Origin of the sequence: Janthinobacterium lividum (assembly GCF_011601275.1) — a bacterium.
GTDB classification, from domain to species: Bacteria; Pseudomonadota; Gammaproteobacteria; order Burkholderiales; family Burkholderiaceae_D; genus Janthinobacterium; species Janthinobacterium lividum_E.
Genome location: NZ_JAAOLY010000007.1, coordinates 106,935 through 132,622 on the forward strand (window position 1 = coordinate 106,935; position 25,688 = coordinate 132,622).

The window sequence follows — 25,688 nt, forward strand, 5'->3', positions numbered from 1 at the left end:
TGGCAACACGGATAAGGATCGCAATGTCCCTCACATTTACACGCGCGCCGACGCTGGCACTGGCGCTTCTGCTGGCCAGCCCCGTCGCCCAGGCACAGACGCCGGGCTGCGATGTCTGCGCCATCTGGAACGCGGACCAGGCGCCGTTCCGCATCTTCGGCAATACCTATTATGTGGGCGTGAAAGGTCTCAGCTCCGTGCTGGTGACGTCGCCGCAGGGCCACGTGCTGATCGACGGCGGCTTGCCGGAGTCGGCGCCCAAGATCATCGCCAATATCGCCACCCTGGGCTTTCGCATCGAGGATGTGAAACTGATCCTCAATTCGCACGGCCATATCGACCATGCGGGCGGCCTGGCCGAACTGCAGCGGCGCAGCGATGCGCTGGTGGCGGCCAGCCCGTCGGCCGCGCTGGACCTGGCGTCGGGCGAAGTGGGCCCGGACGATCCGCAATACCACGCGCTGCCCAAGTACCCGCCCGTCAAGGACATGCGCCTGGCGCGCGACGGCGGCCAGTTCAATGTCGGTCCCGTCAACCTGACGGCGCACGCCACGCCGGGCCACACGCCCGGAGGCCTGAGCTGGACATGGCAATCGTGCGACGGCCCCCGCTGCCTGAACATGGTCTACGCGGACAGCCTCAACGCCGTTTCGCGTCCCGGCTTCAAGTTCAGCGCCAGCAGCGAATATCCGAACGCGGTGGCGGACTTGCGTCACAGCTTCGAGACGCTGGAAAATCTGCCGTGCGACGTGCTGATCTCGGCCCACCCGGAAGCATCGCAGTTGTGGGAAAGGCTGGAAGCGAGCGCCACTGCCGGCAGCGAGGCATTTGTCGACCCGCAGGCTTGCCGCGCCTACGTGGCGGCGGCGCGCACCGTGCTCGAGTCCCGCCTGGAACAGGAAAAACAGCAGTGAACTTGCCAGCGAGCTTGTCAACCGTGCACGCTGGCGTGGCGCCGATCTGCTACGCTGACGGCTATTACTTATCACGTTAACCAGGAAATACCATGTTCACACTCGCCAGACTGATTCCCCTCGCCGCCATCGTCGCCATCGCGGCCGGCTGCGCGCAAACGCCCGTGCGCAGCGATGCCGCCGCCGCGCCTGGCGCCACCTCAGCCGCCAAGCCGGCGCCGAAGCTGACGGGCACGCAGTGGAAGCTGAAGGAATTGAAGGGCAAGCAAGTGGTGCGCAAGGCGCCCGAGCAACGCGAAGTGACCCTGCAGCTGGCCGAAGGCCGCGCCAGCGGCAACAGCGGCTGCAACCAGATGATGGGCGGCTACACCAGCGATGGCGTCAGCACCTTGAACTTTGGACAGCTGGCCGGCACCATGATGATGTGCCAGCCGCAGGACATGGACCTCGAGCGCCTGCTGCTGACCACCCTGGGCGAAGTCAATGGCTACCGCTATGCCGACCAGGAATTGCTGCTGCTGAAGGATGGCGTGCCAGTGGCGCGGTATGAAGTCCTGACGGTGAAGTAAAACTGTGGGGTCAGTCGCTTCGCGATCGGAATGCGTCCCATTGGGCGCATTCCCCCGCCGGGTCTGACCCCAGCCCTAACTCTGGATTACGCCCCTTCCGCCGCACCTAATCGTTACGCATCTGCGCTTGAGATACATTACTCTCCGGCGGCACGCTCTGCGTCAGCCACACATTCCCCCCGATAGTCGATCCCGCGCCGATGGTGATGCGCCCCAGCACGGTCGCGCCCGCGTAGATCACCACGTCGTCTTCGACGATGGGGTGGCGCGGCGTGCCCTTGATCAGCGCGCCGCTTGCGTCCGCGGGAAAGCGCTTGGCGCCCAATGTCACGGCCTGGTACAGGCGCACCCGCTGGCCGATGATGGCCGTCTCGCCGATCACGACGCCCGTGCCATGGTCGATGAAGAACGATGCGCCGATGTGCGCGCCCGGGTGGATGTCGATGCCCGTCAGGGTATGCGCGATGTCGGCGATCAGGCGCGCAAGGAACGGTGCACCGAGCGCATGCAGGCGGTGCGCCAGGCGGTGGTACAGGATGGCGATGGTGCCCGGATAGCAAAGCATGATCTCGGCCACGGAGGTGGCGGCGGGGTCGCCCGCGTAGGCGGCCTGCACGTCCGACACCAGCAAGGCGCGGATATCGGGCAGGCTGGCGGCGAAGGCGCGCGTGATGTCGCGCGCCTGCTGCGCCAGGGCCGCATCGTCGCTGGCGGCATCGCCTTCGTCACCGGCCGGAACCGAGAACAGCAAGCCGCGCCGCACCTGTTCGCTGAGGCGGTTCAAGGTGGTGTTGAGGGTGTCGCCGACAAAGTAATCGATGCTTTCATCCGTCAGGTTGGGCCGTCCGTAATGCGTGGGGAACAGGGCCGCCGACAGGCCGTTGACGATGGTGGTGAGCGCTTCGCGCGACGGCAGTTCGCGCACCCTGCCGTTATGGCGGATCTTGTGCTTGTCTTCGCGCGAGCTGCGCAAGGCCTGGATCACGGGCCCCAGGTTCCACTGGGCCGTGTCGTCGGCGGGCGCCGCTGGATAAATGCTGTGCATGGCGTATCACTTCCAAAAATGGCAAACAAGCCGGGTCGCCCAAGCTTAGCGGCCAGCCATGGCGATTCAAACGAAGAATTTCAAGATTCAATATGCGAAAAACGCATATAGATCGCCTGGCGGCCTGCGATCAAACCCGATTGTTGCCACTAGCGTAAAATGACGGACTAACAAAAACACTCTTCAACATGACTAAATTATTAACATGGATTTTGGCGGGCCTGGCGATGGTCGGACCGCTTGCAATTGACACCTATCTGCCGTCGTTCCCCGCCATCGTGCAAGATTTCAATGCCAGCCCCCTGCTGGTGCAGCAAACCCTGAGCTTTTTCCTGTTCACGTTCGCCTTCATGATGCTGTTTTACGGCACCCTGTCCGACTCGTTCGGCCGCCGTCCCGTGATTCTCGTCTCGCTGGTGCTGTATGTGATCGCCTCCGTGGGCGCCGCGCTGGCGCCGTCGCTGGGCTGGCTGCTGGCCTGGCGCGTGCTGCAGGGACTGTCGGCGGGCGCCGGTTCCGTCATCGGCCGCGCCATCGTGCAAGACCGCTATTCGGGCGCCGCCGCGCAAAAAATTCTCTCGCACATCATGATGGTGTTCGCGCTGGCGCCGGCCATCGCGCCTGTGCTGGGCGGCTGGCTGCAGGTGGGCCTGGGCTGGCGGGCGATATTCTGGTTCCTCACGGCGTTCGGCGTGCTGATGTTCGTCGTCGTCTGGCGCGCGCTGCCGGAAAGCTTGCCGAAGGAACAGCGCCACGCCTTCCACCTGGGCGACATCGCCGTCAATTACTGGAAAGTGCTGTGCCACCGCCAATTCCTGCTGCTGTCGACGGCCATCGGCGCCGCCTTTGGCGGCTTCGCCCTGTACATCGGTTCGGCCGCCTACTTCATCATCAATATCCTGCACCTGCCGGAAACGGCGTTTGCCTGGCTGTTCATTCCCCTGATCAGCGGTATGGTGTTCGGTTCGGCCCTGTCGGCGAAAATCGCCCACCGCTACAGCCAGCGCCAGATGATCTGGGCCGGCTTTATCCTGATGCTGGTGGCGGCCGCCGCCAACATCGGCTACAACTATGTCTTTGCCGCCGAAGTGCCGTGGGCCGTGCTGCCGCTGTTCTTCTACTCGTTCGCCCTGTCGATCGCCATGCCGCCGATGACCCTGATGGCTCTGAACCACTTCCCCAACAACAGCGGACTGGCGTCGTCGATGCAATCGTTCATCCAGATGCTGCTGTTCGCCCTCGTCTCGGGCCTGGTGGCGCCGCTGCTGTTCGACAGCGCCTTGAACCTGGCGTATGGCGTGATGGCGGGGTTGCTGGTGAGTTTGGTTTGCTGGGTGTTTGCTCAAGGGAAGAGCAACGCGTAGGTCGGATTAGCGCGCAAGCGCGTAATCCGACCTACGGCCACGGTGCAGGGGTGACGTCAACATACTGCGCCCCGCCCTGCTCCGGCTCAGCCGCATCGCGCGTAGCCGGCTGGCTCAGGGAACCGGCCGGCGAACGCAAGCTGAGAATCTCCTTGCGCGCCTCGACGAAGTCCGCGGAACTGAGCGGGTGCTGCTGGTCGGGCCAGTGGCTGACGGCCCATTCCTGCAAGGCTTCGAAGCGCCGCCACAGTTCGGCTATGAATTCGCGGCGCGCTTCTTCGTGCTGCTCCGGCGTCTTGCCGGCGCCTTCCCCGATAGGTACTTGCATGGCTGCTCCCTGGCTGATCAATCATCCGTTCAGCCTACGCAGGGGGCAGCCAGCCGTCTGTTCGCGAACGAACACAGGATTTATTCAGGCATCTTGCGAAAGCCCACGGCCAGGCGGTTCCAGGTATTGATGGAGCCGATGGCCAGGGTGACGTTGACCATTTCCGCCGGCGTCAATTGTTCCGCCAGCACCGCGTAGTCTGCGTCGGACGCATGGTTCTGCGGCAGCAGGGTCAGCGCTTCCGTCCAGGCCAGCACGGCCCGCTCGCGTGGCGTGAAGAACGGTGTTTCGCGCCAGACGGACACGGCATACAGGCGGCGTTCCGTTTCACCCGCCTTGCGCGCGTCGCTCGTGTGCATGTCCACGCAAAAGGCGCAGCCATTGATTTGCGAGGCGCGCAGGCGGATCAGCTCGAGCAGCGAGTGTTCCACGCCCAGCTTGGCGATCGCCGCTTCCAGCGCATACATGGCCTTGATGGCATCGGGCGAAGCTTGCACAAAGTCGAGTCGTTGCTGTGTCATGATGGCATTCCTTGATAAAGTAGAGATACATCATTGTAGAAGCGCAAGTAGAGCGTGCGGCAGGCCAATCCCCCCGAAAAACAGCAGACCACCAGCAGACACACCATGGAATTACATATCCTGATCGACGGCACGCGCGACCTGGGCGGCCAGCTGTACCGCCAGCTCAGCGAAGCCATCCGTTCGGGCCGGCTGACGGACGGCCAGCAATTGCCACCCTCGCGCCTGCTGGCCAGCCAGCTGGGCCTGTCGCGCAAGACGGTGTCCGACGTGTATGACAAGCTCGGTTATGAAAAGCTGCTGGTCGGCAAGGTGGGCGTGGGCAGCTTCGTGCAGACGCCGCACGCCTCGCCGCAGCGGCGCCACGCCAGCACGCCGCTGGCCAGCGCGCAGCGCATCGCCCGCTGGGAAGCGACGCCCACGCCCCTGCGCCGCGCCAGCCAGGAAACGCCGGCGCGCTACGCCTTCATCGGCGGACGCGCCACGCCCGCGCACTTCCCGCAGGATGAATGGCGCGCCTGCATGCTGCACGCGCTGCGCCAGGGTGGCCAGGCGCGCGGCCGCTATGGCCCTGTGGAAGGCTTGCCCGCCTTGCGCGCGGCGATTGCCGGCCATGCCGCCTTCAGCCGCGGCATCCATTGCACCGAGGAACAGGTGCTCGTCACCAGCGGCGCGCAGCAAGCCTTGCACCTGCTGGCGCAAACCCTGCTGGAACCGGGCGACACGGTTGCCGTGGAAGAACCCGGCTACCCGGTGGCGCGCGCCGTGTTCGCCAGCCAGGGCGCGCGCGTGGTGGGCATCGAAGTGGACGAGAATGGCCTGATCGTCGGGCAAATCCCGGACGGCACGCGGCTGATCTATGTCACGCCCGCGCATCAATTCCCGCTCGGCATGCCGATGAGCATGGCGCGCCGTCACGCCTTGCTGGAGCGGGCGCAACAACTGGGCGCCATCATCATCGAAGACGATTACGACAGCGCGTTCCGCTACGAGGGCCGGCCCGAGGATGCGCTGCAAAGCATGGACCGCTATGGCATCGTCGCGCACGTGGGCAGCTTTTCCAAGATCATGCTGCCGGAACTGCGGCTCGGCTATGTGGTGCTGCCGCAAGCCATCGTGGCCGCCGTGCAGACGGTAAAATACCTGAGCGATTGCCATACGGCCAGCCTGGGCCAGCATGCGCTGGCCAAGTTCATTGGCGACGGCCATTTGCTGCGCCACATCCGCCGCTGCCACGACATCTATGCGGGGAGGCGCGAGCGGCTGCTGCACTGGTTCAACGGCCCGCTGGCGCCATGGTTCCGTCTGGTGCCTGCCAGCGCCGGCTTCCACGTGGCGGCCCTGGCGCAGGCGCCGCTCGATATCGCCGAATTGCAGCGCCGCGCGCGCCTGGCCGACATCAGCCTGTATGCGCTGGCCAGCTTTTACCACGGCCCCGCCCGCCATGAGGGCCTGTTCCTCGGCTATGGCGCCATCGACAAGCTCGATATCGACACGGCGCTGGCCAAGGTGCTGGCAATCCTGCAGGAAATAGCGCCCGTATCCGTCAGCGCGGCTGCCAGCGATAGTGTCCCGTAATCGGATAGCTGAACAGAATATTTTCCTCGCGCGCGCCCTCGCCGATGTTGTGGATGATGAGCGGCGTGCCGCTCCACGACTGCTTGTCGCTGACGATACCGATGTGCGTGAGGTTACCGGGCAGGCGCCACGTGACGATGTCGCCCGCGCGGTAAGCGTTCGCCTCCTTGCTTGGCGGCAGGCTGGTGCCGTGGCGGGTAAAGTAGGTGCCCAGGTTCGGCACGCGGCGGTGGTCGATATTGCGGTCAGGCCCCTTCATCTGCCAGCGTCCCTGCTGCTGGTACACCTGCCACGCCTTGCGCATGTCTTCGTGCACGAGCACCTGCAAATCCTGCCCCAGCTGGCGATAAGCGCGCACGATCACGTCCGTGCACACGCCCCGCTCGATAGGCACGTCGCCGCCCGGATAGGCGAGCCGCTCATAGCGCGGATCGTACTGCACCGTCACGCCCACCTGCCTGCGGGCGGCGGCGACGAGGGCTTGCGGGGTGGCAGGGACTGCCGAGGCCAGCATGGGCGCCAGGGCAAGCAACAGGGTGGAGAGCAGTTTGGTTGGCATCAACATCGGTGATCGGGTGGAAATGCCAACTTTACCGCAGCGGCAAGGAAAACGCCGTACGCTTAGACCGCGGTCAGTTGCGCCAGGTGGCCAGGGAAATCCACGGCCGTGCCAGCCGCATTGACGGTGTCGAAATAATCATGCCAGCCTGTGGCGGCGATGCCGGCCAGCAAGGCGTCCAGTGCCGCCTCGTCCGGGAAGCGCCAGACGGCATAGAATTGCCGGGCAGCCGCGTGCAGCTTGCCGCCATCGATGGCGCCCATGGCCAGCGCTTCGGCGCCCCTGCCGGACAAAGCCGCCATGCCGGCGCCCACCATGTCGAAATACGCCTGGCGCGCGGCGCCATCGAGGGCCAGCCAGGCCGGTTTCGGGCTATACAGTTCCAGCAGATAATGCATGTTTGTCCTCCAAAAAATCAAGAAAGCGAACGCAGCGCGCGCTGGCAGATGCGCTTGGTCGTGGCCGCAGGGCTTTCCAGCAGCCATTGCGCGCACAGGCTGCGCACCCAGTCCGGCTGACTCTTGGCCGCATCGTTGAGCCAGTTGGCCACGGAATCCTGCACGTAGACGGCCGGGTCGGCGCGCAAGGGCTGCAGCACGGGCAAGGCCAGCTGCGGCTGTTCTTTTAAGCGGGCAATATGCGCGCACCACACGCCGCGCGGGCGCAGCGCTTCGCAGGCAAAGCGGCGCACTCGCTCCGACGGGTCCGCCGTCCACTGCGCCAGCAAGCTGATGGCCTCGTCAAGATTCGCCGCCAGATGGGGACGCAGCGCCAGCCAGGCCCATTCGCGCACGCCAAAGTGGTTATCGTCGGCCAGCGGCCGCATGGCGGCCAGCTGTTGCGGCAAGCTCAAGCCAACCTGGGCGGCGATGGCAAAGCAGGCCCAGCCCCGTACCGTGTCGGATGGGTGGGCTTGCAGCAAAGCCAGGTCTGCGTTGGCGTCCAGCAGCAATTGCGCCGCCAGCGCCATGCGCTTGGTGATGCCGCCTGCCGCCTGCGCGCACATCCGCTCCAGCCCGGACGTAGTAATACCGGGCACGGCCGCAGCCAGCAGCTGGGCGAAATCGATGGCCAGCCCTTCCGTCAGGGTGGCGCTGGCCACGCTCCCGTTGTTCAGCAGGAGCAGGCGCGCGGGTGCGATGTCGGCGATGCCGCGGCTCATGGCGCACCCCGGTCCGTCTTGCGCCAGGCTTTCTCCAGCAGCGTGCTCAACATCTGCATTTCTGCCGGCGTGAAATCGGCAAACAGGCTGGCGATCCATTGCGCGTGCTCATCGACCAGGGTCGCGGCGGCGGCTTCTCCCTTGGCGCTCAGGCGTACCATCAGCTTGCGCCGATCAAGCTGGTCAGGATGGCGCGCCAGGAAACCGTCGCGCTCCAGGCCGTCGAGCAAGCCCGTGATGGTGCCGCGCGTCACCCCTGCCCGCTCGGCCAGTTCGTGCGGCGAGAGTCCGTCGGGCACGTCACGCAACAGGGACAGCAGCACAAACTTGCCTTCGGACAAACCATGTCGGCCCAGGCGCGCGGCGCAATCACCATCGATGGCGGACGCCAGGCCCAGCACTTCAAAGCACAGGCGCAGGCGCCCGATGGAGGCCGCAGTATCCGCGCCGAGCGCACGGTGCTGCACGTCAGCGAGCAAGGCCGTGTATTTCTGTTCGAGTTTCATCATAAGGCGCAATATAATATGGCGCCATATTAAATGTCAAATGGAAAACCTCGACGGTTTTCTCTGGATGTTTAAAATCGGGCCTTGTCTCGTGCCCACGCGACGATGGCATTCGCATCGATGGCGCCCGGCTGGCGCGCCACTTCCACGCCCTTGCGAAACAGGGCCAGGGTGGGAATGCTGCGGATATTGAAACGGCTGCCCAGGTCCGGCGACGCTTCCGTGTTCACCTTGACGACGCGAAACGCCGGTTCCAGGGTCTTGGCGGCTTGCACATAGAATGGCGCCATGCTGCGGCACGGGCCGCACCACGGCGCCCAGAAGTCGACCAGCACGGGAATGTCGCTGCGTTCGATATGCTTGAGGAAACGGGCGCTGGCCAGGTCCACGGGCTGGCCCGTGAATAAATCCTTCCGGCACTTGCCGCAAGTGGGCTGTTCCGCGAGCCGCGCAGCCGGCAAGCGGTTGACGGCGTCGCAATGGGGGCACACGATGTGCAGGGAGTCTGGCGTGGTGGTCATGGCATTCCTGGAAAGCGTAGCATCAAGTTGACGGCTATTCTACGGGGAATTGCCGCGCGCCGCAGACAGGCTGCGGCGCTTGTCCCGCTTACAGGAACAGCGAGGCGGCGATGGCCCACATGACGAGGGCAATGATGCCGTCGAGCACGCGCCATGCCATGGGCTTGGCAAACACGGGCGCCAGGTAGCGGGCGCCAAAGCCCAGCAGGAAGAACCACAGGGCTGAAGCCATGATGGCGCCGCCGGCAAAGTAGAAGCGTCCCACGCCTTCATGCTGGCCGCCGATGGAGCCGAGCAGGATGACCGTGTCCAGGAAGGCGTGCGGGTTCAACAGGCTGAACGCCAGCGCAGCGCCGATCACGGCCCAGTAGCCTTCGGGCGACTTGGCGGCCGACACCGTCAGGGCCGTTGGGCGCCAGGCCGACTTGGCCGCGCGCAAGCCGTAGGCGATCAGGAAGGTGGCGCCGCCAGCCTTGGCCCACAGCAGGAAATTAGGATTGTCGGCAATGAACGTGCCCATGCCGGCCACGCCGGCCGTGATCAAAATCGCGTCGCACACGAGGCAGACCAGGATGCAGGTGAGCACGTAATGGCGCTTCAAGCCTTGTTTCAGCAAGAAGGCGTTTTGCGTGCCGATGGCCACGATCAGGCTCGCGCCGAGCCCCATGCCTTTCAAGAAGATTGCGCTGTCCATATCGATTCCTTTATTGCTTTCCATCACGCGCACGGCCGCCCACGCTCTGCCGGCAAAGGCAAAGTCATCAGAGGTAGGTGGAGGGTGGTGCGGAACCGGGAGGACCGCGCGGCAGAGTGGAGTTGTTACCCTATTTCAACAGTGTAAAGAAAAAGTAAATATAAGTATAATGAATGATTCTAACCATATATAAGAGAAACTTATGCGCGTCGTCGATTACCGTGGATTGGCCGCCCTCGACGCCGTGATCGGCCTGGGCAGCTTTGAAAAGGCGGCGCAGGCGCTGGCAATCAGCCAGCCGGCCGTGTCGCAGCGCATCCGCACGCTGGAAAACCTGGAAGGCACCTTGCTGATCATCCGCAGCCACCCGCCCCTGCCCACGGAAGCGGGCCAGCGGCTGATCGCCCACTACCGGCAAGTCAAGCTGCTCGAAGCGGCGCTCGACGCCCAGCCCGGCCCCACCACGCAATTGCCGGCGCTGGCCATCGCCGTCAACGCCGACAGCGCCGCCACCTGGATTCCGGAAGCGCTGGGGCCGCTGCTGTTGCCGCCGTCCTGCCTGCTCGATATCCGCCTCGACGACCAGGACCACACCCTGAGCCAGCTGCGCGAAGGGCGCGTGTTTGCCTGCGTCACCAGCGCCAACGACCTGGTGGCCGGCACCACGGCCACGCCGCTGGGCGGCATGCGCTACCTGTGCGTGGCCTCGCCCGCGTTCGCGCAGCAGTGGTTTCCCCATGGCTTTACGGTGGAAGCCGTCAGCCAGGCGCCCGCCATCACGTTTGGCAGCAAGGATGCGCTGCACGAGCGCTATCTGCAGCACCGCCTCGGCTACACGGGCCGCTATCCGCACCATGTGCTCGGTTCGGCGCGCGACTTCGTACGCTTCATCGAAGCGGGCTATGCTTATGGCATGGTGCCTTTGCTGCAGGCGGAAACGGCGCTGGCCGCCGGCAGGCTAGTCGACGTGGCGGCCGGGCAAGCGCTCGACGTGCCACTGACCTGGCATGCCTGGGATATCCAGACGCCCCTCACGCGCACCCTGTCGGACGCCGTCATCGCCACGGCGCGCAAATGGCTGCTACAGGATTGATTGACGCATGCAACATTTATCTATGCTAGAGAGCAACTTCCCCGTGTGCGCCCTGCCCAGCCTGGCCTACACTGCAAGCATCATCATTCACCATCGGGAGCCAGCATGACGATCCTGCGTACCACCCTGCTCGGTTTGCTGGCGGCCATCCCGCTCGCTGCCGGCCTGGCCGCCTGCTCGCCCTTGACGGCCATCAATGCCCTGTCGTCCGGCAGCGCCTCGCAAGTGACGCGTGGCCTGGCCTACGGCCCCCTGCCACGGCAGAAGCTCGATGTGTACGCCCCAAAAATCCGCACGGGACCCGTGCCCGTGGTGGTGTTCTTTTATGGCGGCAACTGGACGACGGGCGAGCGCGCCGATTATGCCTTCGTCGGCCATGCGCTCGCCGCGCGCGGCTATCTGGCCGTGATCGCCGATTACCGGCTGTATCCCGACGTGCACTACCCCGAAATCTTGCAGGATGCGGCCCGTGCAGTGGCCTGGGCCGCAATGGAGTCGAGCCGCCATGGGGGCGATCCGGCGCGTCTGTTCGTCATGGGCCATAGCGCCGGCGCCTACAACGCGGCCATGCTGGCGCTCGACGCCAGCCTGCTGGCGCGCCACGGCATGCGTCCGCAAGACTTGCGGGGCTGGATAGGCCTGGCCGGCCCCTATGATTTCCTGCCGATCGAAAACATCATCACCCGGCCCGTGTTCTTTTACCCGGACACGCCCGCCGCTTCGCAGCCCATCCATCACGTGACGGCCGACGCCCCGCCCGCCCTGCTCATCGCCCCAAAGCCCGGCAAGGACAAGCTGGTCGATCCGCAACGCAACACGGGCGGCCTGGCCAGCGCCTTGCGCGCGCTGCACCGGCCCGTGACGGAAACCTATTTCGACCACGTGGGCCACGCCACCCTCGTCGCCACGCTGGCCGCTCCCTTGCGCAGGCTGGCGCCCACCCTGGACGCCGTCAGCGCCTTCATCGATACGAACAGCGGGACCGCGATCTTGCCCGAGACAACCTCACCAACAACCATGGTCTTGCCAACCCGCCCGTCTGGCGCGGCCGCGCCGGCGCCTGAGCCGCACGCATACGACAAAACGCCCGCCCCGTGAAGGGCGGGCGCTCTGCCCGGATCAATACGCACGATGCCGCGTGCCGGCTGGCCACATAGCTAGCCGCATGGCAAGGCTCGGCCCTCGCGATGCGACCGAGCTGCAAGCAGCCTCGTGCTTACTCTTTACGGCTGGTGCTGCTGCTCTTGCCTTGCGCGGAACCCGCTTGCTGTGCGCTGCCGCTGCCCGAACCTTCGCTGCCGGACGACTGCTGGCTGCCCTGATGGCCGGCGCTTTGCAGGCTTTGGCCGTCACGGCTTTGCGTGCCACGCTGCTGGTCGCGGTTGGCGCCGTTTTGCTGATAAGCCTGGAACGGTTCGGCCATGCGCTGCATCGCTTCCTGCTGCTTGCGCACGTTTTTCTCCGTTTCTTCCGAAGCGGTGCGGGCCACTTCTTCGGCCAGGGCCTTGGCGGTACGGCTTGTTTCATTCACATGACGCTCTGCCACATTGGCCAGTTCGACCTGCGTATCGGCTGCCAGGCGCGACACCTGTTGCTGGTACTTGCGCAACTGCTCGGCGGCAGGCTGGCCCGATGCGGCAGCCACCTGGAACGCATCTTCAGCGCGCTCGACCGTCAGCAGGTTCTGACTGGTGACCGTGCTTTCTTCCAGCAAGCCTTGCGCCAGCTGCATGTTCAGGTCACTGAAGTGCTGCATCGACTGAAACAGCGACTTCGACAGGCCATTGAAGAAAGCCAGTTGCGCTTCCAGGTGGTTTTTGGCGGCGGGGGTAACACTACGGGAATATGGATACATGGAGTTCCTCATTAAAGCGGTTGGGTGGACATAAACAGATGGCGACACCACCTGCTGTCGAACGGTGAGGCAGACAGCCGGGCTACGCCACGAAACGCGAAAAACATATCCAGTTGGTGGGAAGATGCTTTGCAACGCGAGTCCCAAGGCTACGTGAGCACTGCAGGTGAGGGATGATCTGGATCAAAGGTGCGCCAGGCAGCGCAGAAAGTTTGTACTGGACAGCCTGCCCTTGGCAAACGTCAGTAACAGAGGGGGGAATTTGTGCCAGGCAGGCTCAGCCAACGGCGCCCGTGCCTGGCACGACGGGCTTGTAACCATGGCTGCGCAGCGAGGCTTCCAGCCAGCGGTTGCCATACCAGCCACGCGCCAGCAGGTAGCTGAGTTCCGCGCCGGCCATCAGCATCATCATCGGGCCGACACGCATTTCGGTGGCGAGATGGCTGCCAAACCACAGGCACGCATCCATCGCCAACATGAGCAGCAACAGCCACCAGCGGCGCTTGGCGACGGCCCAGAACGAGCCCAGGAACAGAGCCGGCCAGGAAAAACCTGCTTTGACGTAGGCATAGCGGCCGGCGTCGTCGGCAAACAGGGTGGCGCTGTGCTTCATGCTGCTCTCTTCAGGTAATGCCCGACGTCAAGACTCGGGACGGTGACAGACGGCTTCGACATTGTGGCCATCCGGCCCCAGCACGAAAGCGCCATAATAATTCGGGTGATACAGGGCGCGGATGCCTGGCGCGCCGTTGTCCTTGCCACCCGCTTCCAGCGCGGCCTTGTAAAAAGCGTCCACCTGGGCACGGTTATCCGCCGCGAAGGCCAGATGCATGCCGGCATGCGGCTTGTCGCCCGCGCCGAACCAGAAATCAGGCTTGCCATCCTTGCCCATGCCAACCCAGCCCTGCTCTTCCATCACCACCGATACGCCCAAGGGCGCCAGGGCAGCCGAAAAGAAGGCCTTGCTGGCCTGTGCATCGCTGACATTCAAACCGATGTGATCAAGAATCATGGTGCGCTCTCTGGAGGTAGTGGAATAGGAAATACAGTATGCGCCAACATTGCATTTTAGGCAATATCAACTATATATCCGGCGCGTAACGGGCGGCCATCTGCTCCTGCGTTTCAAGCGGCCCATGGACACCCGTCTGGTCCTGGATCATCTGGCCCATCGTCGGTAAAACACTGCGCTCGACCTGCCGCGTGCTATCCCACAGGCGCGAACGCATGAAAGCCTTGGCGCAATGCAAGTAAGCTTCTGCCACGCGCAAGCGCATAACCAGGCGCGGCGGGTTGCGTTCGCCGGCGAAGTGCGCCAGCAGCGCAGGAGCGTCGCTGAGGCTGGCCTCGCCATTCACGCGCAGGGTTTCATCGACGCCGGGGATCATGAACAGCAGTCCCGCCCTCCCAGTCTCGACAATATTGCTGAAACTGTCGAGACGATTATTACCCTTGGCATCGGGCAGCAGCAAGGTATGGGCATCGAGCACCTGCACGAAACCGGGCGCGCCACCGCGCGGCGACGCGTCGAGCTGGCCGCCAGCCCCGCCCGTGGCCAGCACGGCGAATGGCGACAGTCCGATGAAGGCGATGCAATGCGGGTCCAGATGGTCAAGCTGCTTGCTCAACGCGCGTCCCTGCGCGAGCGAATAATGCGCGCGCAGTTGCTCCAGCGTCGTGATGTCCATGGGCCTCCGGCTTAACGCAGGTTGCCCGTATGACCGAGCGAATAACGGCCCGGTTGCGGCCAGACGGTCAGGCCGTGCGGCTCCTGGCCAACTTTAACCTTGGCAACGTCGCCGCTGGCCGTGTCGATGCGGTAGACCACGTCGTCGAAGCGGCCGGACAGCCACAGGTACTTGCCATCGGCGGACACATTGCCCATGTCGGGGCTGCCGCCGCCGGGTATCGGCCAGTTCGACACGACTTTTTCCGTGGCGAAATCGATCACGCTGACGCTGCCCTTGCCCTTCGGCTTGCCGTGGATGCGGTGCGTGCCGCGGTTGGCCACGTACAATTTCTTGCCGTCACGGCTAGGGTACAGGCCGTGCGCGCCCACGCCCGTCTGGATGAAGCCGATTTCCTTCAGGGTGGCGCCATCGACGATGTGCACGCCGTCGGCGTCCATGTCGGCGATAAAGAATTTCTTGCCGTCCGGCGAGATGCGTATGTCTTGCGGCATGCCCTTCTTGACACTGCAGATCTCATTGGCCGGGCCGCCCACGGGGCCGGACTCGGCAAAGCGCTTGGCCGGCATCTGCAATTTCAGGTAGCCGTCGACCTTGCGGCCCACGAGGTCGATCTTGGCGATGGTGCCATCGAATTCGCAGGTGAACATGGCGTAGCGGCCGTCATTCGAGAAATCGGCATGGTTGATGCCGCCGCACTGGGGCGTGTCGATCGAATACTGCACGGCCATGGTCTTCGGATCGCGGAAATCGAGGCGGTGACGCGCTTCGGCCACGACGATGGCCGACTTGCCGTCCGGCGTGTAATACATGTTATAGGGGTCATCGACGGGTACTTCCTTGCCTGGCTTGCCCGTCAACGGGTCGATTGGCGTCAAACTGCCCTTGTCCGTGCGCTCGGCATTGTTCGCCACCCACAGGGTGCGCAAGTCCCACGACGGCACGACGTGCTGCGGGCCGCTGCCGACCTTGAACTTGTCGACCACTTTCAGGCTTTCCTGGTCGATCACGTAGACGTCGTTCGAACGCAGATTGGGCACGTAGACGCGGCGCAAGTGATCCTTGACGACGGGGCTCATATTGCTGTTGGCGATGCTGCCGTACACGTTTTTCGGGTCCACCAGCGGCGGCATGCCCGGCAGCGGAGAATAGGCGGCGGCCGGCGCGGGGCTGGCCGCCGCCGACGTGCTGGCGCCGATGACCTGGCTGGCCACGCCCAGGCCTGCCAGTGCGGCAGCCAGGGCGGACAAGGTGACGATGGTGCGTCGTTGAGATTTTTTCATGTGATTTCGCGTCATTTCGTTGCAAAAGCCGGAAGTTCAGCACTTCCAGCGGAATTATTTGGTACGTTGCAGCAGCTGCTTGATGGCGGCCACCGAGGTGTCCACCTGCAACTTGATACCAATCTGGCCCAGCTCCGCCGTGGCGCGCGTCGCGTCGCCGCGCACGCCGTCCGCCACGCCAGGCTTCGGCCCGCGCGCCATGGCCTCGCTGCGTACCAGCGATGGGTCCGTCGCCAGCATCAGCGCCGCGTCCGCCAAACCCGCGTGCAGCCCGATCTCGGCGCTGCTGTGGCCACGCTTTTGCAGTTCGGCAATATACGCCGTCTGCGTGATGTCATAGTAGTCGAGCAAGGCGTAAGCGCGCGCATCCTTGGCTGTGGCAGCCTTGCCCCAGGCGCGGTTCAGCTTGCTGGCAACGTTCTGCTCGTTCTTTTGATAGCCGCCATGGTCGCCAAGGAAGATGATGTCGCGAAAACCATGCTGGCGCAGGCTGGCGGCCGCCCCTTCCAGCACGGCTTCGAAGGCGGCGGGCGGTATCGAAATCGTGCCGGCGAAGCGCATGTGGCCGGCCGGCGGAGCAATCGCGCCTTCCGGCACATAGGAAACGACGGGCGCGACGATCGCATTGCCCAGCTTTTGCGCAATCTGCCGCGCCAGCAGCCCAGCGCGCACATTGTGCTTGCCCAGCGCGATATACGGCCCGCTCTGCTCGACGCCGCCTATCGGCACGAGCACGGTCGTGGCGCCGTGGTCGATACGGCTGCGCAACTCCGTGCTCGTCAGTTCTTCCAGCATGACGCTGCTGCTGGCGGGCGCAGCCGCCATGGCGGACGCCGCTGGAATCAGGCAGAACAGGGTCAGTGCAAACAGGGAACCGAGTGGCTGGGACCGACTGGATGGCGCGCAAGGCGCAAGAGGTACATTCGGCAGGGGGAACTGCAGAGTCATAAGCAAACATCTTTCCAAGGTCAAAGCGTGACGTCGTGCCCGGCATTGCCAGGCAAGCTGGCTGCCACGCAAGAATTGTATTCCATCATAAGGGGAACGGCACGTTAATTTGACGCGGCAGTTTGCAAGGAATTGACGAGGAGAAACTATCCATCAGGCTGTCGTCGCGTTAGCCCTGCCCGCCTCGCCATCATGGAGCGTTTCGTTGCGCTTCTCGGCATAGGCCTTGAGCGAGCGCATCGTCCTGGGAAGCCCATCCCGGACTTGCTTGGCAACGCCTGGCCCGAACAAAAAGACAAGCGCTCCAGTAAACCACACGCGGTGAACGACTTCCGATCCGCCATCTGCGGCAACTACCGTGTGCTCGAAATGGATGCGGAACAAAGGGATGTAGCCTTCGACGGTGAACGAGCGGCCCGCGGAGCGCTCCGTGACGAGCATCGGAATGCCCATCCCCTTGCCGGGAACTATCCTGCCCTGTGTTCCCACCGCAAATGGCCCATTGAGCCGGGCTTGCTTTGTGTCCGGATCCCACTGATGCCATCGGTCGACCTCGCTACAAATTTGATCGATGACCGTGGGCGGGACTGCAATGTGGATGCTTTCTTCGATTTACATCAGTGGGTTCTCCCTACTATTATCAATATAATTGCATTCCGGCTGTGCTAGCCGGGCCATGAGGAGCGCCTTGTTTATAGCCAGGCTCAAGCGCTATGCCATTGAGCAGGCGCGCTTGACAAGGCAAGTGACCAGGCATGTAGTCACACCTGAGCACGATGCTTCCCTAGAAACGCTGCCCCAGGACACCTTGGATGTTGAGAGATGATGAACGAAACACATTGGCGGGTTGAGGAGCTGAAACATCACTCGGCCGATATCGCCTGGCTTGATGCCGAGGATGCTCGCCGTGCCTATGATTTGGTGGGTCTTCATGACTCGAAGACGCACTTGGGCCTGAACGTTGACACCGTTGACTCAATCGAGCGGCTCGCCTTCGGAGACGACGTAGCCATCGCAAGCAGCTGGTTACGTGCCCGCGTACCGGGAATTCAGCAGGTCGTGGTTGTGTTTGGCGAAGACGAATGCTTCATATCCAGCAGCGTGTTCCTGATCGAGAACTGGTCGGATATTTTTGTGCCGTCACGTGACGACGCGATGATCTATTCGAAGGACACACCGCTTATCCTGTTTTATTGCCATGAGAATCAATTCGAGGTGGGGCAGCGGATTGTCTTTGATTGAAGGCCGTGTTCGGCCAGAAGCCGTCATTGAAAGGAATAAAATGAAAAGCACTGATGGGAAGTTACGCGGGTCATGCCATTGTGGATCTGTAAGATTTCAAGTTCGACTTAGCGACGGGCTCAAGACGGCACGGCGCTGCAACTGCTCCTATTGCCGCATGCGCGGTGCGATAGCGGTTTCTGCGGCGCTTCAGGATATAGAGATCACTTCCGGAGAGGAATTGCTCACCCTCTATCAGTTTCACACCATGCAAGCGAAGCACTATTTCTGCTCAAAATGCGGGATATACACACATCACCAACGCCGGTCAAAACCCGATCAATTCGGGATCAATGTGGCCTGCCTGGAAGGAATCAGTCCGTTTGACTTTGAAGAGGTAGCAGTAAACGAAGGCCGACTCCATCCAAAAGATAAACTTGCTGGAGGCGGACCTGACATCGCTGGATACCTACGCTTTTTTCCTAATACCGCCCATTAAATGAACCGGAGCGGTCAAAAGATTTAACCGCGAGCACTGCGGCCCGGCAGCGCCAGGCGCCGGCTGGCGGCGGCTGTTGCCGGGGCCGGCAAGCCGCCCGCCACTTTCAACGCTTTTCCTTGCGCATCGCCGCTCAGGCGAAACACTGCCACCACGTCGACCAGCTCGATGGCGCGGTCTTGCAGCGAGGATGCTGCTGCGGCCGCCTCTTCCACCAGGGCCGCGTTTTGCTGGGTGACCTGGTCCATTTGCGAAATGGCCTGGTTGACCTGCTCGATGCCGGCGCTTTGCTCGTGGCTGGCGTTGGCGATGTCGCCCATGATGTCCGTTACGCGGCGGATGCTGGCGACAATTTCCTCCATCGTCGCGCCCGCCTGGTCGACCAGTGCGCTGCCCGTGTTGACTTTATCGACGGAATCCTCGATCAAGCCCTTGATTTCTTTGGCGGCCGCCGCCGAGCGTTGCGCCAGGTTGCGCACCTCGGTGGCCACCACGGCGAAGCCACGGCCCTGCTCGCCCGCGCGGGCCGCTTCCACTGCCGCATTCAGCGCCAGAATATTGGTTTGGAAGGCAATGCCGTCGATCACGCCGATAATGTCGGCGATCTTCTTCGCCGATTCATTGATCGAGCCCATCGTGCCCACCACTTGCGCCACCACGGCGCCGCCCTTGCGGGCCACGTCCGAGGCGGACACGGCCAAGGAATTCGCCTGGCGCGCATTGTCCGTATTCTGGCGCACGGCCGAGGTCAGTTCTTCCAGGCTGGACGCCGTTTCTTCCAGCGATGACGCCTGCTGTTCCGTGCGCACGGACAAGTCCGCGTTGCCGGCGGAAATCTGCGCGGCCGCCACGCTGACCGTATCGGCCGAGGCGCGCACGGTGGCAATCACGCCGACGATGCGCTCCAGGAATTTATTGAAGGCGGTGGCCGTGCGGCCCACTTCATCCATGCGCTCGACGGGCATGGCGGCGGACAGGTCGAGCGAAGCGCTGACGCGCTCCAGGGTATGTTCGATATTGCCCAGGCCGCCGCTGATGGTGCGGTAGATATGCCAGGCCAGCGCGCCCGTCAACAGCACGGCCACGCCGAGCACGGCCAGCATGGTGTTGAACGCCGTATCGTAGGCGGCCAGGCTTTCCGCCTTCACGTCATCGACCAGCTTGTTGTTGTAAGCGATATGGTCATCCATGCTTTTTTTCGCGGCGGCGGCCGTGATGGCCAGCGGCGTGCCGGCCAGCAAGGTGGCGCGCACGCCGTCCATGTCGCCCGCGTAGGCGGCGGCAAAGAATGGCGCGAGCGCGCGGCGGTAGGCTTCCATGGCGGCCTGGTCGGCGTCGAGCATCTTGCTGTCCGTCGCGTCGTACAGGCGCTCGGCGCGGTAGGTGGCGATGACCTTGTCGAAATTCGTGTTGGCGTCGGCCACGGCCTTGTCCAGCGCCGTCTTGTCGGCCAGGTTCGAGAACACGGACAGGCGGTAGCCGGCCAGGCGGGAATCGGCCAGGAAACCTTTGGCCGCATTCAAGCCCTGGATGCTGGGAATGATGCGGTTTTGCACGGTGTCGAAACGCTCCTGGGCGCGCTGCAGCTGGATGGCGCCGCCGGCGCCCAGCAATAGCAGGGCCAGCAAGGCGATGGTGAGGGTCAGAATTAATTGCTTGGTGATATTCATGGTGTGTCACAGTAAAAAGGTGGCCTGGCAAGGCCAGGCAGGATAAGTAGCTGCCGATCGGGTGGCCGGGATCGGTTGCAGGCGGCTAAGCCGCCAGCGGGGAAGCGTAGGGCGCGCGGCGCAGCAAGTCGCCATGCTGGCGGCAAAACGCCAGGCCCGCCTTGTGGCCCACGTCGAACAGCAGTTGCATGTTCGAGCTGGACCAGTCCAGGGTGTCGGGCCAGTGCTGCTCGGGAATGCCGCCCATCAGGTCGAGCTTGAGCAAGCGCCGCTTGGGCTGGCCCGTGCTTCTGTCCGTGTTGTGCTCGAGCTCAAACAGGCGCAGTTCGCTCTTGGAAATCTTCACCAGCGGCGTGATGATGGAGCGCACCCAGGCGTCGTACAGGTTGCGCGGCTTGCGCAGCAAGCGCTCGTCGCCGAGGATGTCGAGGATGACCAGGGTGTCGGCGTCATGGTGCTCGCCCTTGCCTTCGATAAACGGGTCGAAATTGAGGGTGTCGAGCGCAGCGCCTTCGATGTAGTCGTCGCCCGCGATGGTCGTCGGTGCATACAGGAAGGGAAACGACAGGGCCGCGCGCACGTGGATCGGTTCGATCTCATGCTTGCCCCAGATTTGCATGCGGTGCTCGCTGAGGTTATAGGCATTGATGTAGAAATCGGGACGCATGCGCGCCACGCCGGAAAAATCCACGGCTTTTTCCAGGAAGGGCAAGTGCGCGCACAGCCCCAGGCTTTTCGCCGACAGGTCCGATGGCGACAGCGACGACACCATCAGCTTGCCCCAGTCCGACCAGGCAGTGGGTACACCCGCAAACGTTTGCTGGAATGCCTGGAAAAAAGGATTGTTGGCCGGCGGCTGGAAGGCGTCGCGGAAAGTGCTCGCGTGCATGCCCGGCTTCTGGAACACCTTGTAATTGATTGGGATCATCTTGTAGATGCTGTCGGCCACGCCCGTGTCGGCCCAGCTTTGCAAGGCCTGGCGCGGCGTGGCTTCGTGCGGCGTCGTGTAAAGCAAGCCCATCAACACGCCGGCGCCCGAGGCGGAAATGACGTCGAACTCGATGCCCTCGTCGAGAAAAGCGGCCAGGGCGCCGGCGATCAAGGTGGAATTTGGTGCGCCGCCACCCAGCAGCAGCCCCGTTTTGCGGGCAGGTTTCGCTGGCGCGGCTGGCGCCGGATTCGGTGGTGTCGTCGTGACTGTCTTCATGCACACTCCCTGAACGGAACGGGGTTACCATCCCTTAATTGTTGGTTACTACACGCTTATGGCGCCTATTCCTGCACATGTTCCTGCAAGCAACCACGGATGCAATGTTGCAGAAACAGATATGAAATTAACATAAATAAATTCCTTATGGCAATTTCCATAACGAATGACAGATATTCAGCAAGGCCATAAGTTGATGCCGTGCGGCATGGCGTGATGCAGCGCAGCAAATATAAATTCGGCGGCATTAGGATTAATCGCTTTGGGGTAGGAATATTCCCCAAACAGCCGCCGGCGCGGCGGCCAGAGGCATCAAGGGTGTGGCGCGGGGTCCGGAGGGGACGAGGAGAAATGCAGGTGGGTACACAAATGGTCAACAAAGACGCGAATTTTCGGCGACAGGTGGCGGCTTGACGGCCACAGTACCCAGAACTTGCTCGAATGCAGCAAATAGCCGGCCAGCACGGCTTGCAGTTCGCCGCGCGCGAGGGCGTCGCGCACGATAAAGTCTGGCAGGTAGGCAAGGCCCACGCCCTGCGTGGCGGCACCGATCAAGGCTTCGATATTGTTGCAGGTCAGGGCGGTCGGCAAGCGCAACTCTCCGCCGCTGTCGCCCTCGGCGCGCTGCAGCGCCCATTCCTGCAACTTGCCCGTGGTGGGGAATTTATAGCGCACGCAGGCGTGCCCTTCCAGCTCGCGCGGCGTGGCCGGCACGCCGTGGCGGGCGAAATACGCGGGCGAGCCGACGATGGCAAAGGCAAACGGCCCCAGTTCGCGCGCCATCAGCCGCGAATCCGTCAAGGTGCCGCTGCGCACGGCCACGTCCACGCCTTCGGCCACCACGTCGACGAGGCGGTCGTTGAAATCGAGGTCGAGCTCGATCTCCGGATACAGCCGCGTGAATTCCGCCAACAGGGGCAGGATGATGCGGTAGCCGATCACGGGCAGGCTCACGCGCAGCTTGCCGCGCGGCGCCTCGGCCAGGTGCGACAGTTCCGCCTCGGCATCGCCCAGGTCGGCCAGGATGCGCTGGCAGCGCTCGTAAAACAGCGCGCCCTCGTTGCTCAGGCTGATGCGCCGCGTGCTGCGGTTGAGCAGGCGCACGCCCAGCTTTTCTTCCAGCCGCGCCACGCTCTTGCCCACGGCCGAGGCCGACACGCCGAGCAGCCGGCCGGCCGCCACATAGCTGGAAGTTTCCGCCGCACGCACGAAGGCGGCAATGCCGTTCAGATTATCCATGCGACCTCATTGGAGAATATTTGTCCGTTATGAGTGGATTTTCAGCCACTTTTTCATTGATTGCGTCCATATTATCATCGGATTCCCTCTTTCTGGAATCATTCCCATGGATACGACTCTTCCCGCGCAAGCCCCGGAACCAGCGGCCGCCCGGCGCGCCTTCGTGCTGGCCTCCGTCTGCCTGGCCGCGCTATGCATGCCGCTCAGTTTTACGGGGCCGGCCATCGCCATTCCCGCCATCGCCGCCGACCTGCACGGCACGCCGCTGGCGCTGGCGTGGATCACGAACGCCTTCATGCTCAGTTTTGGCGGCTGCCTGATGGTGGCCGGCGCGCTGGCCGACCGCTATGGCCGCAAGCGCGTGTTCCTGCTGGGCTTGGGCGTGTTTTCCGCCGCCGCGCTGGCACTGGCGGCAGCTCCCGGCATTGTATGGCTCGACGTGCTGCGCGCCGTCCAGGGCATCGGTTGCGCCATGGCCCTGTCGAGCGGACTGGCGGCCCTGGCGCAGGAATTCGACGGTCCCGCCCGCGCGCGCGCCTTCAGCCTGATCGGCACGGCCTTCGGCACTGGCCTGGCCTTCGGTCCCTTCCTCGCTGGCACCTTGATCACGCACACGGGCTGGCGCGCCATTTTTGCGGCCACAGCCGTGGCCGGTGTGGCCGCCCTGCTGGCCGCCGCGCGCGCCATGCGCGAATCGCGCGACCCGCAGGCGCAAGGCGTCGACTGGCCCGGAGCCCTGACGTTTACAAGTGCCCTGTCCTTGTTTACCTATGGCTTGCTGCAGGCGCCCGACAGTGGCTGGGGCAGCGCCGCCAGCCTGGGACTGCTCGGTGGCGCGGCCTTGCTGCTGGCCGTTTTCATCCGCGTGGAGCGGCGCGCGGTGCGGCCCATGCTGGACTTGACCCTGTTCCGCCTGCCCGCCTTTGCCGGCGTGCAATTGCTGGCAGCCGCACCCGCGTTTTCCTTTGTCGTGCTGCTGGTATTGCTGCCGGCCCGGCTCATCGGCATCGAAGGCTATAGCGCGCTGGAAGCGGGACGCATGATGATCGCCCTGTCGGCGCCCATGCTGGTGCTGCCGGTGCTGGCAGGCCTGGCGGCACAGCGCATCGCCGCCGCGCACATTTGCGCCAGCGGCCTGCTGCTGGCGGCCGGCGGCTTGTTATGGTTATCGACCTGCGCGCCGGGCCAGCCGCCCGCCACCTTGATCGGGCCGCTGCTGCTGATCGGCTGCGGCATCAGCCTGCCCTGGGGCTTGATGGATGGCCTGGCCATCAGCGTCGTGCCCGTGGAACGGGCAGGCATGGCGGCCGGTATCTTCAATACAACGCGCGTGGCGGGCGAAGGCCTGGCGCTGGCCATCGTCAGCGCGCTGCTGGGCACGCTCACGATGGCGGCCTTGGGCAAGGTGCCCGGCCTCGTGCCGGAGCAGGCGGCGCTGGCGGCGCCCTTCCTGGCACTGGGCGAGCTGCGCCATGCCGGTGAAATATTGCCGCAGGCCGGCGCCGCCGGACTGGCGCAAGCGTATGGCGCCGCTTTCCGCCACTTGTTGTATGTGCTGGCCGGCATTACGACGGCCTCGGCCCTGCTGATCCTGGCCTTTTTGCGTCATCCAACTGGTGCAGCAACGGACACGGCCGCCCTGCCCGCCTGCAAGGCGCAGCAATAAGTCACGACCATCACCGTTCCTCCTGCCGTACACGGCGGCGCCCACGCGCCGCCGCCCGCCCTGATGTTTCTCCGCAACACCTCAAAAGTTTAAGAAGAATTCAAAGAACAAAACTAGTTTACTGATCAAAGCGCTTTGAACTATACTCAAAGCGCTTTGAAACATAACTAAAGCGCTTTGGTTGTGCGAAGTTATGCGCACCGATCCCACACCTATAAAAACACTGGAGACGCAATGAACAAACATTTCTTGAAAACTTTGCCTGCCGCCGTGGCCCTGGCCTTGAGCGCTTCGGCCGCCCAGGCCGCCCTGCCGATCGACTTCGGCGGTTACATCCGCTCGGGCTTCGGCACCAGCAGCGAAGGCGGCAAGGAAGCGTGTTTCGGCCTGGCCGGCGCCTCGTCCAAGTATCGCCTGGGCAATGAGTGCGAAACCTACGGCGAGCTGAAATTCGGCGGCGAAGCCTTCAAGGCAGCCAACGGCACCACTTTCCGCATCAACACCTTGGTAGCGTTCTCCGTCAACCAGAACCAGGACTGGGAACAATCGGACCCGTCGTGGCGTGAAATGAACGTGGTGGCCGACAAGATTGGTTCCGGCGCCTTCGCCGAAGCGCGCGCCTGGGTCGGCAAGCGCTACTACGACCGCCAGGACGTGCACATCACCGATTACTACTTCTGGAATAACAGCGGCCCGGGCGCCGGCCTGGAAAACATCGACCTGGGCGCCGCCAAGCTGGCCTACGCCATCGTGCGCACGGCCGACGACGGCGACAGCAAGCGCATGGGCCTGTCCCACGACCTGCGCTTCTCCGGCATCAAGGTCAACCCCGATGGCGAACTGACCCTGGGCCTGCAATTCAACCAGAAACGCAACGCGCAAGGCGCGGCTCCCATCGCCAGCGGCCACTTGCTGACCATCATGCATACCCAAGGCAATCTGCTGGGCGGCTTCAACAAGGTGGCACTGCAGTACGGCAAAGGCAGCGCTGCCAACACGGGCGGCTTCAGCCTGGGCGCCAGCAAGGATGACAAGGTCGTGCGCCTGACGGAACAGATCATGATCCAGCCTAAAGGCGCCTGGTCGGGCATGGGCACCTTCGTCTACGAAGACAAGGAAACGGCAGGCGTGAGCAGCAAATGGACGTCGATCGGCGCGCGTCCCGTCTACCACTTCACGGACAACTACAGCCTGGCCGTGGAACTCGGCCACGACATCGTCAAGCCGGAAGGAGGCGAGAGCCGCAATCTGACCAAGCTGACCTTCGCGCCGCAACTGTCGGCCGGCAACAGCTTCTGGTCGCGCCCCGTGCTGCGCGCCTTCTACACCTACGCCAAATGGAACAAGGCAGCCCAGTCGGCCGCCGCCGCGGAATCGGCGCTGTCGTCGACGGGCGTGTTCGGTGGCAAGACCAATGGCAGCTCGGTCGGTTTCCAGGTCGAGTCGTGGTGGTAAGAGCATCCAACATTGGCTGACGCCGCAAGGCGCCAGCCACTGGCAGCAACACCGCCCGCTCATCCAGGGGCAGGCAGTAACCGGACCCACCATTTCGCCGCTG

The 25,688-nt window shown here is 63.6% G+C and carries 29 protein-coding genes; 10 read left to right on the top strand and 19 right to left on the bottom strand.

What is annotated here, in order from left to right:
- The first annotated feature begins 23 nt into the window (after positions 1 to 23).
- Together bla and GYK42_RS12755 are read left to right on the top strand one after the other, a co-directional pair.
- Positions 24 to 914, top strand: coding sequence for a subclass B3 metallo-beta-lactamase (gene bla, locus GYK42_RS12750; RefSeq protein ID WP_240943577.1), 891 nt, complete (start codon positions 24 to 26; stop codon positions 912 to 914).
- Between the two features lie 92 nt (positions 915 to 1,006).
- The gene (locus GYK42_RS12755; protein WP_166447803.1) at positions 1,007 to 1,483 is read left to right on the top strand and encodes an META domain-containing protein; all 477 of its coding nucleotides are present in this window, start codon (positions 1,007 to 1,009) and stop codon (positions 1,481 to 1,483) included.
- Positions 1,484 to 1,589: 106 nt separating this feature from the next.
- On the opposite strand, the gene epsC is transcribed toward GYK42_RS12755, so the two are convergent.
- On the bottom strand, positions 1,590 to 2,528 hold the full coding sequence (gene epsC, locus GYK42_RS12760; RefSeq protein WP_092610475.1) for a serine O-acetyltransferase EpsC: 939 nt from the start codon (positions 2,526 to 2,528) through the stop codon (positions 1,590 to 1,592).
- A 188-nt stretch (positions 2,529 to 2,716) separates the two neighbouring features.
- Here epsC and GYK42_RS12765 point away from each other — a divergent pair, with 188 nt between their 5' ends.
- Positions 2,717 to 3,892 (top strand): multidrug effflux MFS transporter, encoded by a 1,176-nt coding sequence (locus tag GYK42_RS12765; RefSeq protein ID WP_166447804.1) that lies wholly within the window; start codon positions 2,717 to 2,719, stop codon positions 3,890 to 3,892.
- 31 nt (positions 3,893 to 3,923) lie between these two features.
- Here GYK42_RS12765 and GYK42_RS12770 read toward each other — a convergent pair whose 3' ends face one another.
- Together GYK42_RS12770 and GYK42_RS12775 are read right to left on the bottom strand one after the other, a co-directional pair.
- A complete protein-coding gene (locus GYK42_RS12770; RefSeq protein ID WP_166447805.1) occupies positions 3,924 to 4,220 on the bottom strand; it encodes a hypothetical protein in 297 nt (98 codons plus the stop codon).
- A gap of 80 nt (positions 4,221 to 4,300) precedes the next feature.
- A complete protein-coding gene (locus GYK42_RS12775; RefSeq protein WP_166447806.1) occupies positions 4,301 to 4,741 on the bottom strand; it encodes a carboxymuconolactone decarboxylase family protein in 441 nt (146 codons plus the stop codon).
- Between the two features lie 105 nt (positions 4,742 to 4,846).
- Between GYK42_RS12775 and GYK42_RS12780 the strand changes: the two genes are divergently transcribed.
- Positions 4,847 to 6,319: a PLP-dependent aminotransferase family protein gene (locus tag GYK42_RS12780; RefSeq protein WP_166447807.1), complete on the top strand. Its 1,473-nt coding sequence runs from the start codon at positions 4,847 to 4,849 to the stop codon at positions 6,317 to 6,319.
- On the opposite strand, the gene GYK42_RS12785 is transcribed toward GYK42_RS12780, so the two are convergent.
- The 6 genes from GYK42_RS12785 to GYK42_RS12810 form a co-directional block, all read right to left on the bottom strand.
- Positions 6,288 to 6,878, bottom strand: coding sequence for a DUF1287 domain-containing protein (locus tag GYK42_RS12785; RefSeq protein ID WP_205711383.1), 591 nt, complete (start codon positions 6,876 to 6,878; stop codon positions 6,288 to 6,290). The two genes, GYK42_RS12780 and GYK42_RS12785, sit on opposite strands and share 32 nt — an antisense overlap.
- A gap of 62 nt (positions 6,879 to 6,940) precedes the next feature.
- The gene (locus GYK42_RS12790; protein WP_166447809.1) at positions 6,941 to 7,276 is read right to left on the bottom strand and encodes a DUF6616 family protein; all 336 of its coding nucleotides are present in this window, start codon (positions 7,274 to 7,276) and stop codon (positions 6,941 to 6,943) included.
- Between the two features lie 17 nt (positions 7,277 to 7,293).
- Positions 7,294 to 8,040, bottom strand: a complete 747-nt coding sequence (locus GYK42_RS12795) for a HEAT repeat domain-containing protein (RefSeq protein ID WP_166447810.1) — start codon at positions 8,038 to 8,040, stop codon at positions 7,294 to 7,296.
- Entirely contained in the window at positions 8,037 to 8,546 is a 510-nt protein-coding gene (locus GYK42_RS12800) for a MarR family winged helix-turn-helix transcriptional regulator (RefSeq protein WP_205711394.1), read from the bottom strand. Before GYK42_RS12800 ends, GYK42_RS12795 begins: the two co-directional genes overlap by 4 nt.
- 71 nt (positions 8,547 to 8,617) lie before the next feature.
- Entirely contained in the window at positions 8,618 to 9,067 is a 450-nt protein-coding gene (gene trxC / locus GYK42_RS12805; protein ID WP_166447812.1) for a thioredoxin TrxC, read from the bottom strand.
- An 88-nt stretch (positions 9,068 to 9,155) separates the two neighbouring features.
- On the bottom strand, positions 9,156 to 9,761 hold the full coding sequence (locus tag GYK42_RS12810) for a LysE/ArgO family amino acid transporter (RefSeq protein WP_034785705.1): 606 nt from the start codon (positions 9,759 to 9,761) through the stop codon (positions 9,156 to 9,158).
- A gap of 202 nt (positions 9,762 to 9,963) precedes the next feature.
- On the opposite strand from GYK42_RS12810, the gene GYK42_RS12815 reads away from it, so the two are divergent.
- Positions 9,964 to 10,854 (top strand): LysR family transcriptional regulator ArgP, encoded by an 891-nt coding sequence (locus GYK42_RS12815; RefSeq protein WP_166447813.1) that lies wholly within the window; start codon positions 9,964 to 9,966, stop codon positions 10,852 to 10,854.
- A gap of 105 nt (positions 10,855 to 10,959) precedes the next feature.
- The gene (locus GYK42_RS12820) at positions 10,960 to 11,952 is read left to right on the top strand and encodes an alpha/beta hydrolase (RefSeq protein WP_166447814.1); all 993 of its coding nucleotides are present in this window, start codon (positions 10,960 to 10,962) and stop codon (positions 11,950 to 11,952) included.
- Positions 11,953 to 12,070: 118 nt separating this feature from the next.
- Here GYK42_RS12820 and phaP read toward each other — a convergent pair whose 3' ends face one another.
- The 7 genes from phaP to GYK42_RS12855 form a co-directional block, all read right to left on the bottom strand.
- Positions 12,071 to 12,709, bottom strand: coding sequence for a phasin family protein (gene phaP / locus GYK42_RS12825; RefSeq protein WP_166447815.1), 639 nt, complete (start codon positions 12,707 to 12,709; stop codon positions 12,071 to 12,073).
- 277 nt (positions 12,710 to 12,986) lie between these two features.
- Positions 12,987 to 13,322, bottom strand: a complete 336-nt coding sequence (locus tag GYK42_RS12830) for a hypothetical protein (RefSeq protein ID WP_166447816.1) — start codon at positions 13,320 to 13,322, stop codon at positions 12,987 to 12,989.
- Between the two features lie 27 nt (positions 13,323 to 13,349).
- Positions 13,350 to 13,721, bottom strand: coding sequence for a VOC family protein (locus GYK42_RS12835; protein WP_205711384.1), 372 nt, complete (start codon positions 13,719 to 13,721; stop codon positions 13,350 to 13,352).
- A 70-nt stretch (positions 13,722 to 13,791) separates the two neighbouring features.
- A complete protein-coding gene (locus tag GYK42_RS12840; protein WP_166447817.1) occupies positions 13,792 to 14,397 on the bottom strand; it encodes a pyridoxamine 5'-phosphate oxidase family protein in 606 nt (201 codons plus the stop codon).
- Between the two features lie 11 nt (positions 14,398 to 14,408).
- Positions 14,409 to 15,680 (bottom strand): YncE family protein, encoded by a 1,272-nt coding sequence (locus tag GYK42_RS12845; protein ID WP_166447818.1) that lies wholly within the window; start codon positions 15,678 to 15,680, stop codon positions 14,409 to 14,411.
- A gap of 54 nt (positions 15,681 to 15,734) precedes the next feature.
- Entirely contained in the window at positions 15,735 to 16,505 is a 771-nt protein-coding gene (locus GYK42_RS12850) for a creatininase family protein (protein WP_166447819.1), read from the bottom strand.
- 276 nt (positions 16,506 to 16,781) lie between these two features.
- Entirely contained in the window at positions 16,782 to 17,240 is a 459-nt protein-coding gene (locus tag GYK42_RS12855) for an SRPBCC family protein (protein WP_346768093.1), read from the bottom strand.
- Between the two features lie 210 nt (positions 17,241 to 17,450).
- Between GYK42_RS12855 and GYK42_RS12860 the strand changes: the two genes are divergently transcribed.
- Together GYK42_RS12860 and GYK42_RS12865 are read left to right on the top strand one after the other, a co-directional pair.
- On the top strand, positions 17,451 to 17,870 hold the full coding sequence (locus tag GYK42_RS12860; protein WP_166447820.1) for a hypothetical protein: 420 nt from the start codon (positions 17,451 to 17,453) through the stop codon (positions 17,868 to 17,870).
- A gap of 40 nt (positions 17,871 to 17,910) precedes the next feature.
- A complete protein-coding gene (locus GYK42_RS12865; protein WP_166447821.1) occupies positions 17,911 to 18,348 on the top strand; it encodes a GFA family protein in 438 nt (145 codons plus the stop codon).
- A 23-nt stretch (positions 18,349 to 18,371) separates the two neighbouring features.
- Here the strand turns inward: GYK42_RS12865 and GYK42_RS12870 are convergent, their stop codons facing one another.
- From GYK42_RS12870 to GYK42_RS12880, 3 genes are all read right to left on the bottom strand, one after another.
- Complete coding sequence (locus GYK42_RS12870) at positions 18,372 to 20,018, bottom strand: methyl-accepting chemotaxis protein (RefSeq protein WP_166447822.1); 1,647 nt, start codon at positions 20,016 to 20,018, stop codon at positions 18,372 to 18,374.
- A gap of 85 nt (positions 20,019 to 20,103) precedes the next feature.
- Complete coding sequence (locus tag GYK42_RS12875; RefSeq protein WP_240943578.1) at positions 20,104 to 21,225, bottom strand: patatin-like phospholipase family protein; 1,122 nt, start codon at positions 21,223 to 21,225, stop codon at positions 20,104 to 20,106.
- A gap of 312 nt (positions 21,226 to 21,537) precedes the next feature.
- Positions 21,538 to 22,464: a LysR family transcriptional regulator gene (locus GYK42_RS12880; protein WP_166447823.1), complete on the bottom strand. Its 927-nt coding sequence runs from the start codon at positions 22,462 to 22,464 to the stop codon at positions 21,538 to 21,540.
- 106 nt (positions 22,465 to 22,570) lie between these two features.
- Between GYK42_RS12880 and GYK42_RS12885 the strand changes: the two genes are divergently transcribed.
- Together GYK42_RS12885 and GYK42_RS12890 are read left to right on the top strand one after the other, a co-directional pair.
- Positions 22,571 to 24,130, top strand: coding sequence for an MFS transporter (locus GYK42_RS12885; protein WP_166447824.1), 1,560 nt, complete (start codon positions 22,571 to 22,573; stop codon positions 24,128 to 24,130).
- A 234-nt stretch (positions 24,131 to 24,364) separates the two neighbouring features.
- Positions 24,365 to 25,585: a maltoporin gene (locus GYK42_RS12890; protein WP_166447825.1), complete on the top strand. Its 1,221-nt coding sequence runs from the start codon at positions 24,365 to 24,367 to the stop codon at positions 25,583 to 25,585.
- Positions 25,586 to 25,688: the final 103 nt, after the last annotated feature.

Excerpts from the sequence above, each read along its gene's own strand:
- phaP (WP_166447815.1), bottom strand. The coding sequence starts at position 12,709 with ATGTATCCATATTCCCGTAGTGTTACCCCCGCCGCCAAAAACCACCTG.
- GYK42_RS12875 (WP_240943578.1), bottom strand. The coding sequence starts at position 21,225 with ATGAAGACAGTCACGACGACACCACCGAATCCGGCGCCAGCCGCGCCA.
- GYK42_RS12835 (WP_205711384.1), bottom strand. The coding sequence starts at position 13,721 with ATGATTCTTGATCACATCGGTTTGAATGTCAGCGATGCACAGGCCAGC.
- epsC (WP_092610475.1), bottom strand. The coding sequence starts at position 2,528 with ATGCACAGCATTTATCCAGCGGCGCCCGCCGACGACACGGCCCAGTGG.
- GYK42_RS12755 (WP_166447803.1), top strand. The coding sequence starts at position 1,007 with ATGTTCACACTCGCCAGACTGATTCCCCTCGCCGCCATCGTCGCCATC.
- GYK42_RS12780 (WP_166447807.1), top strand. The coding sequence starts at position 4,847 with ATGGAATTACATATCCTGATCGACGGCACGCGCGACCTGGGCGGCCAG.
- GYK42_RS12840 (WP_166447817.1), bottom strand. The coding sequence starts at position 14,397 with ATGGACATCACGACGCTGGAGCAACTGCGCGCGCATTATTCGCTCGCG.
- GYK42_RS12785 (WP_205711383.1), bottom strand. The coding sequence starts at position 6,878 with ATGCCAACCAAACTGCTCTCCACCCTGTTGCTTGCCCTGGCGCCCATG.
- GYK42_RS12815 (WP_166447813.1), top strand. The coding sequence starts at position 9,964 with ATGCGCGTCGTCGATTACCGTGGATTGGCCGCCCTCGACGCCGTGATC.
- GYK42_RS12880 (WP_166447823.1), bottom strand. The coding sequence starts at position 22,464 with ATGGATAATCTGAACGGCATTGCCGCCTTCGTGCGTGCGGCGGAAACT.
- GYK42_RS12810 (WP_034785705.1), bottom strand. The coding sequence starts at position 9,761 with ATGGACAGCGCAATCTTCTTGAAAGGCATGGGGCTCGGCGCGAGCCTG.
- GYK42_RS12860 (WP_166447820.1), top strand. The coding sequence starts at position 17,451 with ATGATGAACGAAACACATTGGCGGGTTGAGGAGCTGAAACATCACTCG.
- GYK42_RS12765 (WP_166447804.1), top strand. The coding sequence starts at position 2,717 with ATGACTAAATTATTAACATGGATTTTGGCGGGCCTGGCGATGGTCGGA.
- GYK42_RS12870 (WP_166447822.1), bottom strand. The coding sequence starts at position 20,018 with ATGAATATCACCAAGCAATTAATTCTGACCCTCACCATCGCCTTGCTG.
- bla (WP_240943577.1), top strand. The coding sequence starts at position 24 with ATGTCCCTCACATTTACACGCGCGCCGACGCTGGCACTGGCGCTTCTG.
- GYK42_RS12775 (WP_166447806.1), bottom strand. The coding sequence starts at position 4,741 with ATGACACAGCAACGACTCGACTTTGTGCAAGCTTCGCCCGATGCCATC.
- GYK42_RS12770 (WP_166447805.1), bottom strand. The coding sequence starts at position 4,220 with ATGCAAGTACCTATCGGGGAAGGCGCCGGCAAGACGCCGGAGCAGCAC.
- GYK42_RS12865 (WP_166447821.1), top strand. The coding sequence starts at position 17,911 with ATGAAAAGCACTGATGGGAAGTTACGCGGGTCATGCCATTGTGGATCT.
- GYK42_RS12830 (WP_166447816.1), bottom strand. The coding sequence starts at position 13,322 with ATGAAGCACAGCGCCACCCTGTTTGCCGACGACGCCGGCCGCTATGCC.
- GYK42_RS12820 (WP_166447814.1), top strand. The coding sequence starts at position 10,960 with ATGACGATCCTGCGTACCACCCTGCTCGGTTTGCTGGCGGCCATCCCG.
- GYK42_RS12845 (WP_166447818.1), bottom strand. The coding sequence starts at position 15,680 with ATGAAAAAATCTCAACGACGCACCATCGTCACCTTGTCCGCCCTGGCT.
- GYK42_RS12885 (WP_166447824.1), top strand. The coding sequence starts at position 22,571 with ATGGATACGACTCTTCCCGCGCAAGCCCCGGAACCAGCGGCCGCCCGG.
- GYK42_RS12795 (WP_166447810.1), bottom strand. The coding sequence starts at position 8,040 with ATGAGCCGCGGCATCGCCGACATCGCACCCGCGCGCCTGCTCCTGCTG.
- trxC (WP_166447812.1), bottom strand. The coding sequence starts at position 9,067 with ATGACCACCACGCCAGACTCCCTGCACATCGTGTGCCCCCATTGCGAC.
- GYK42_RS12800 (WP_205711394.1), bottom strand. The coding sequence starts at position 8,546 with ATGAAACTCGAACAGAAATACACGGCCTTGCTCGCTGACGTGCAGCAC.
- GYK42_RS12890 (WP_166447825.1), top strand. The coding sequence starts at position 24,365 with ATGAACAAACATTTCTTGAAAACTTTGCCTGCCGCCGTGGCCCTGGCC.
- GYK42_RS12790 (WP_166447809.1), bottom strand. The coding sequence starts at position 7,276 with ATGCATTATCTGCTGGAACTGTATAGCCCGAAACCGGCCTGGCTGGCC.
- GYK42_RS12850 (WP_166447819.1), bottom strand. The coding sequence starts at position 16,505 with ATGGCGGCTGCGCCCGCCAGCAGCAGCGTCATGCTGGAAGAACTGACG.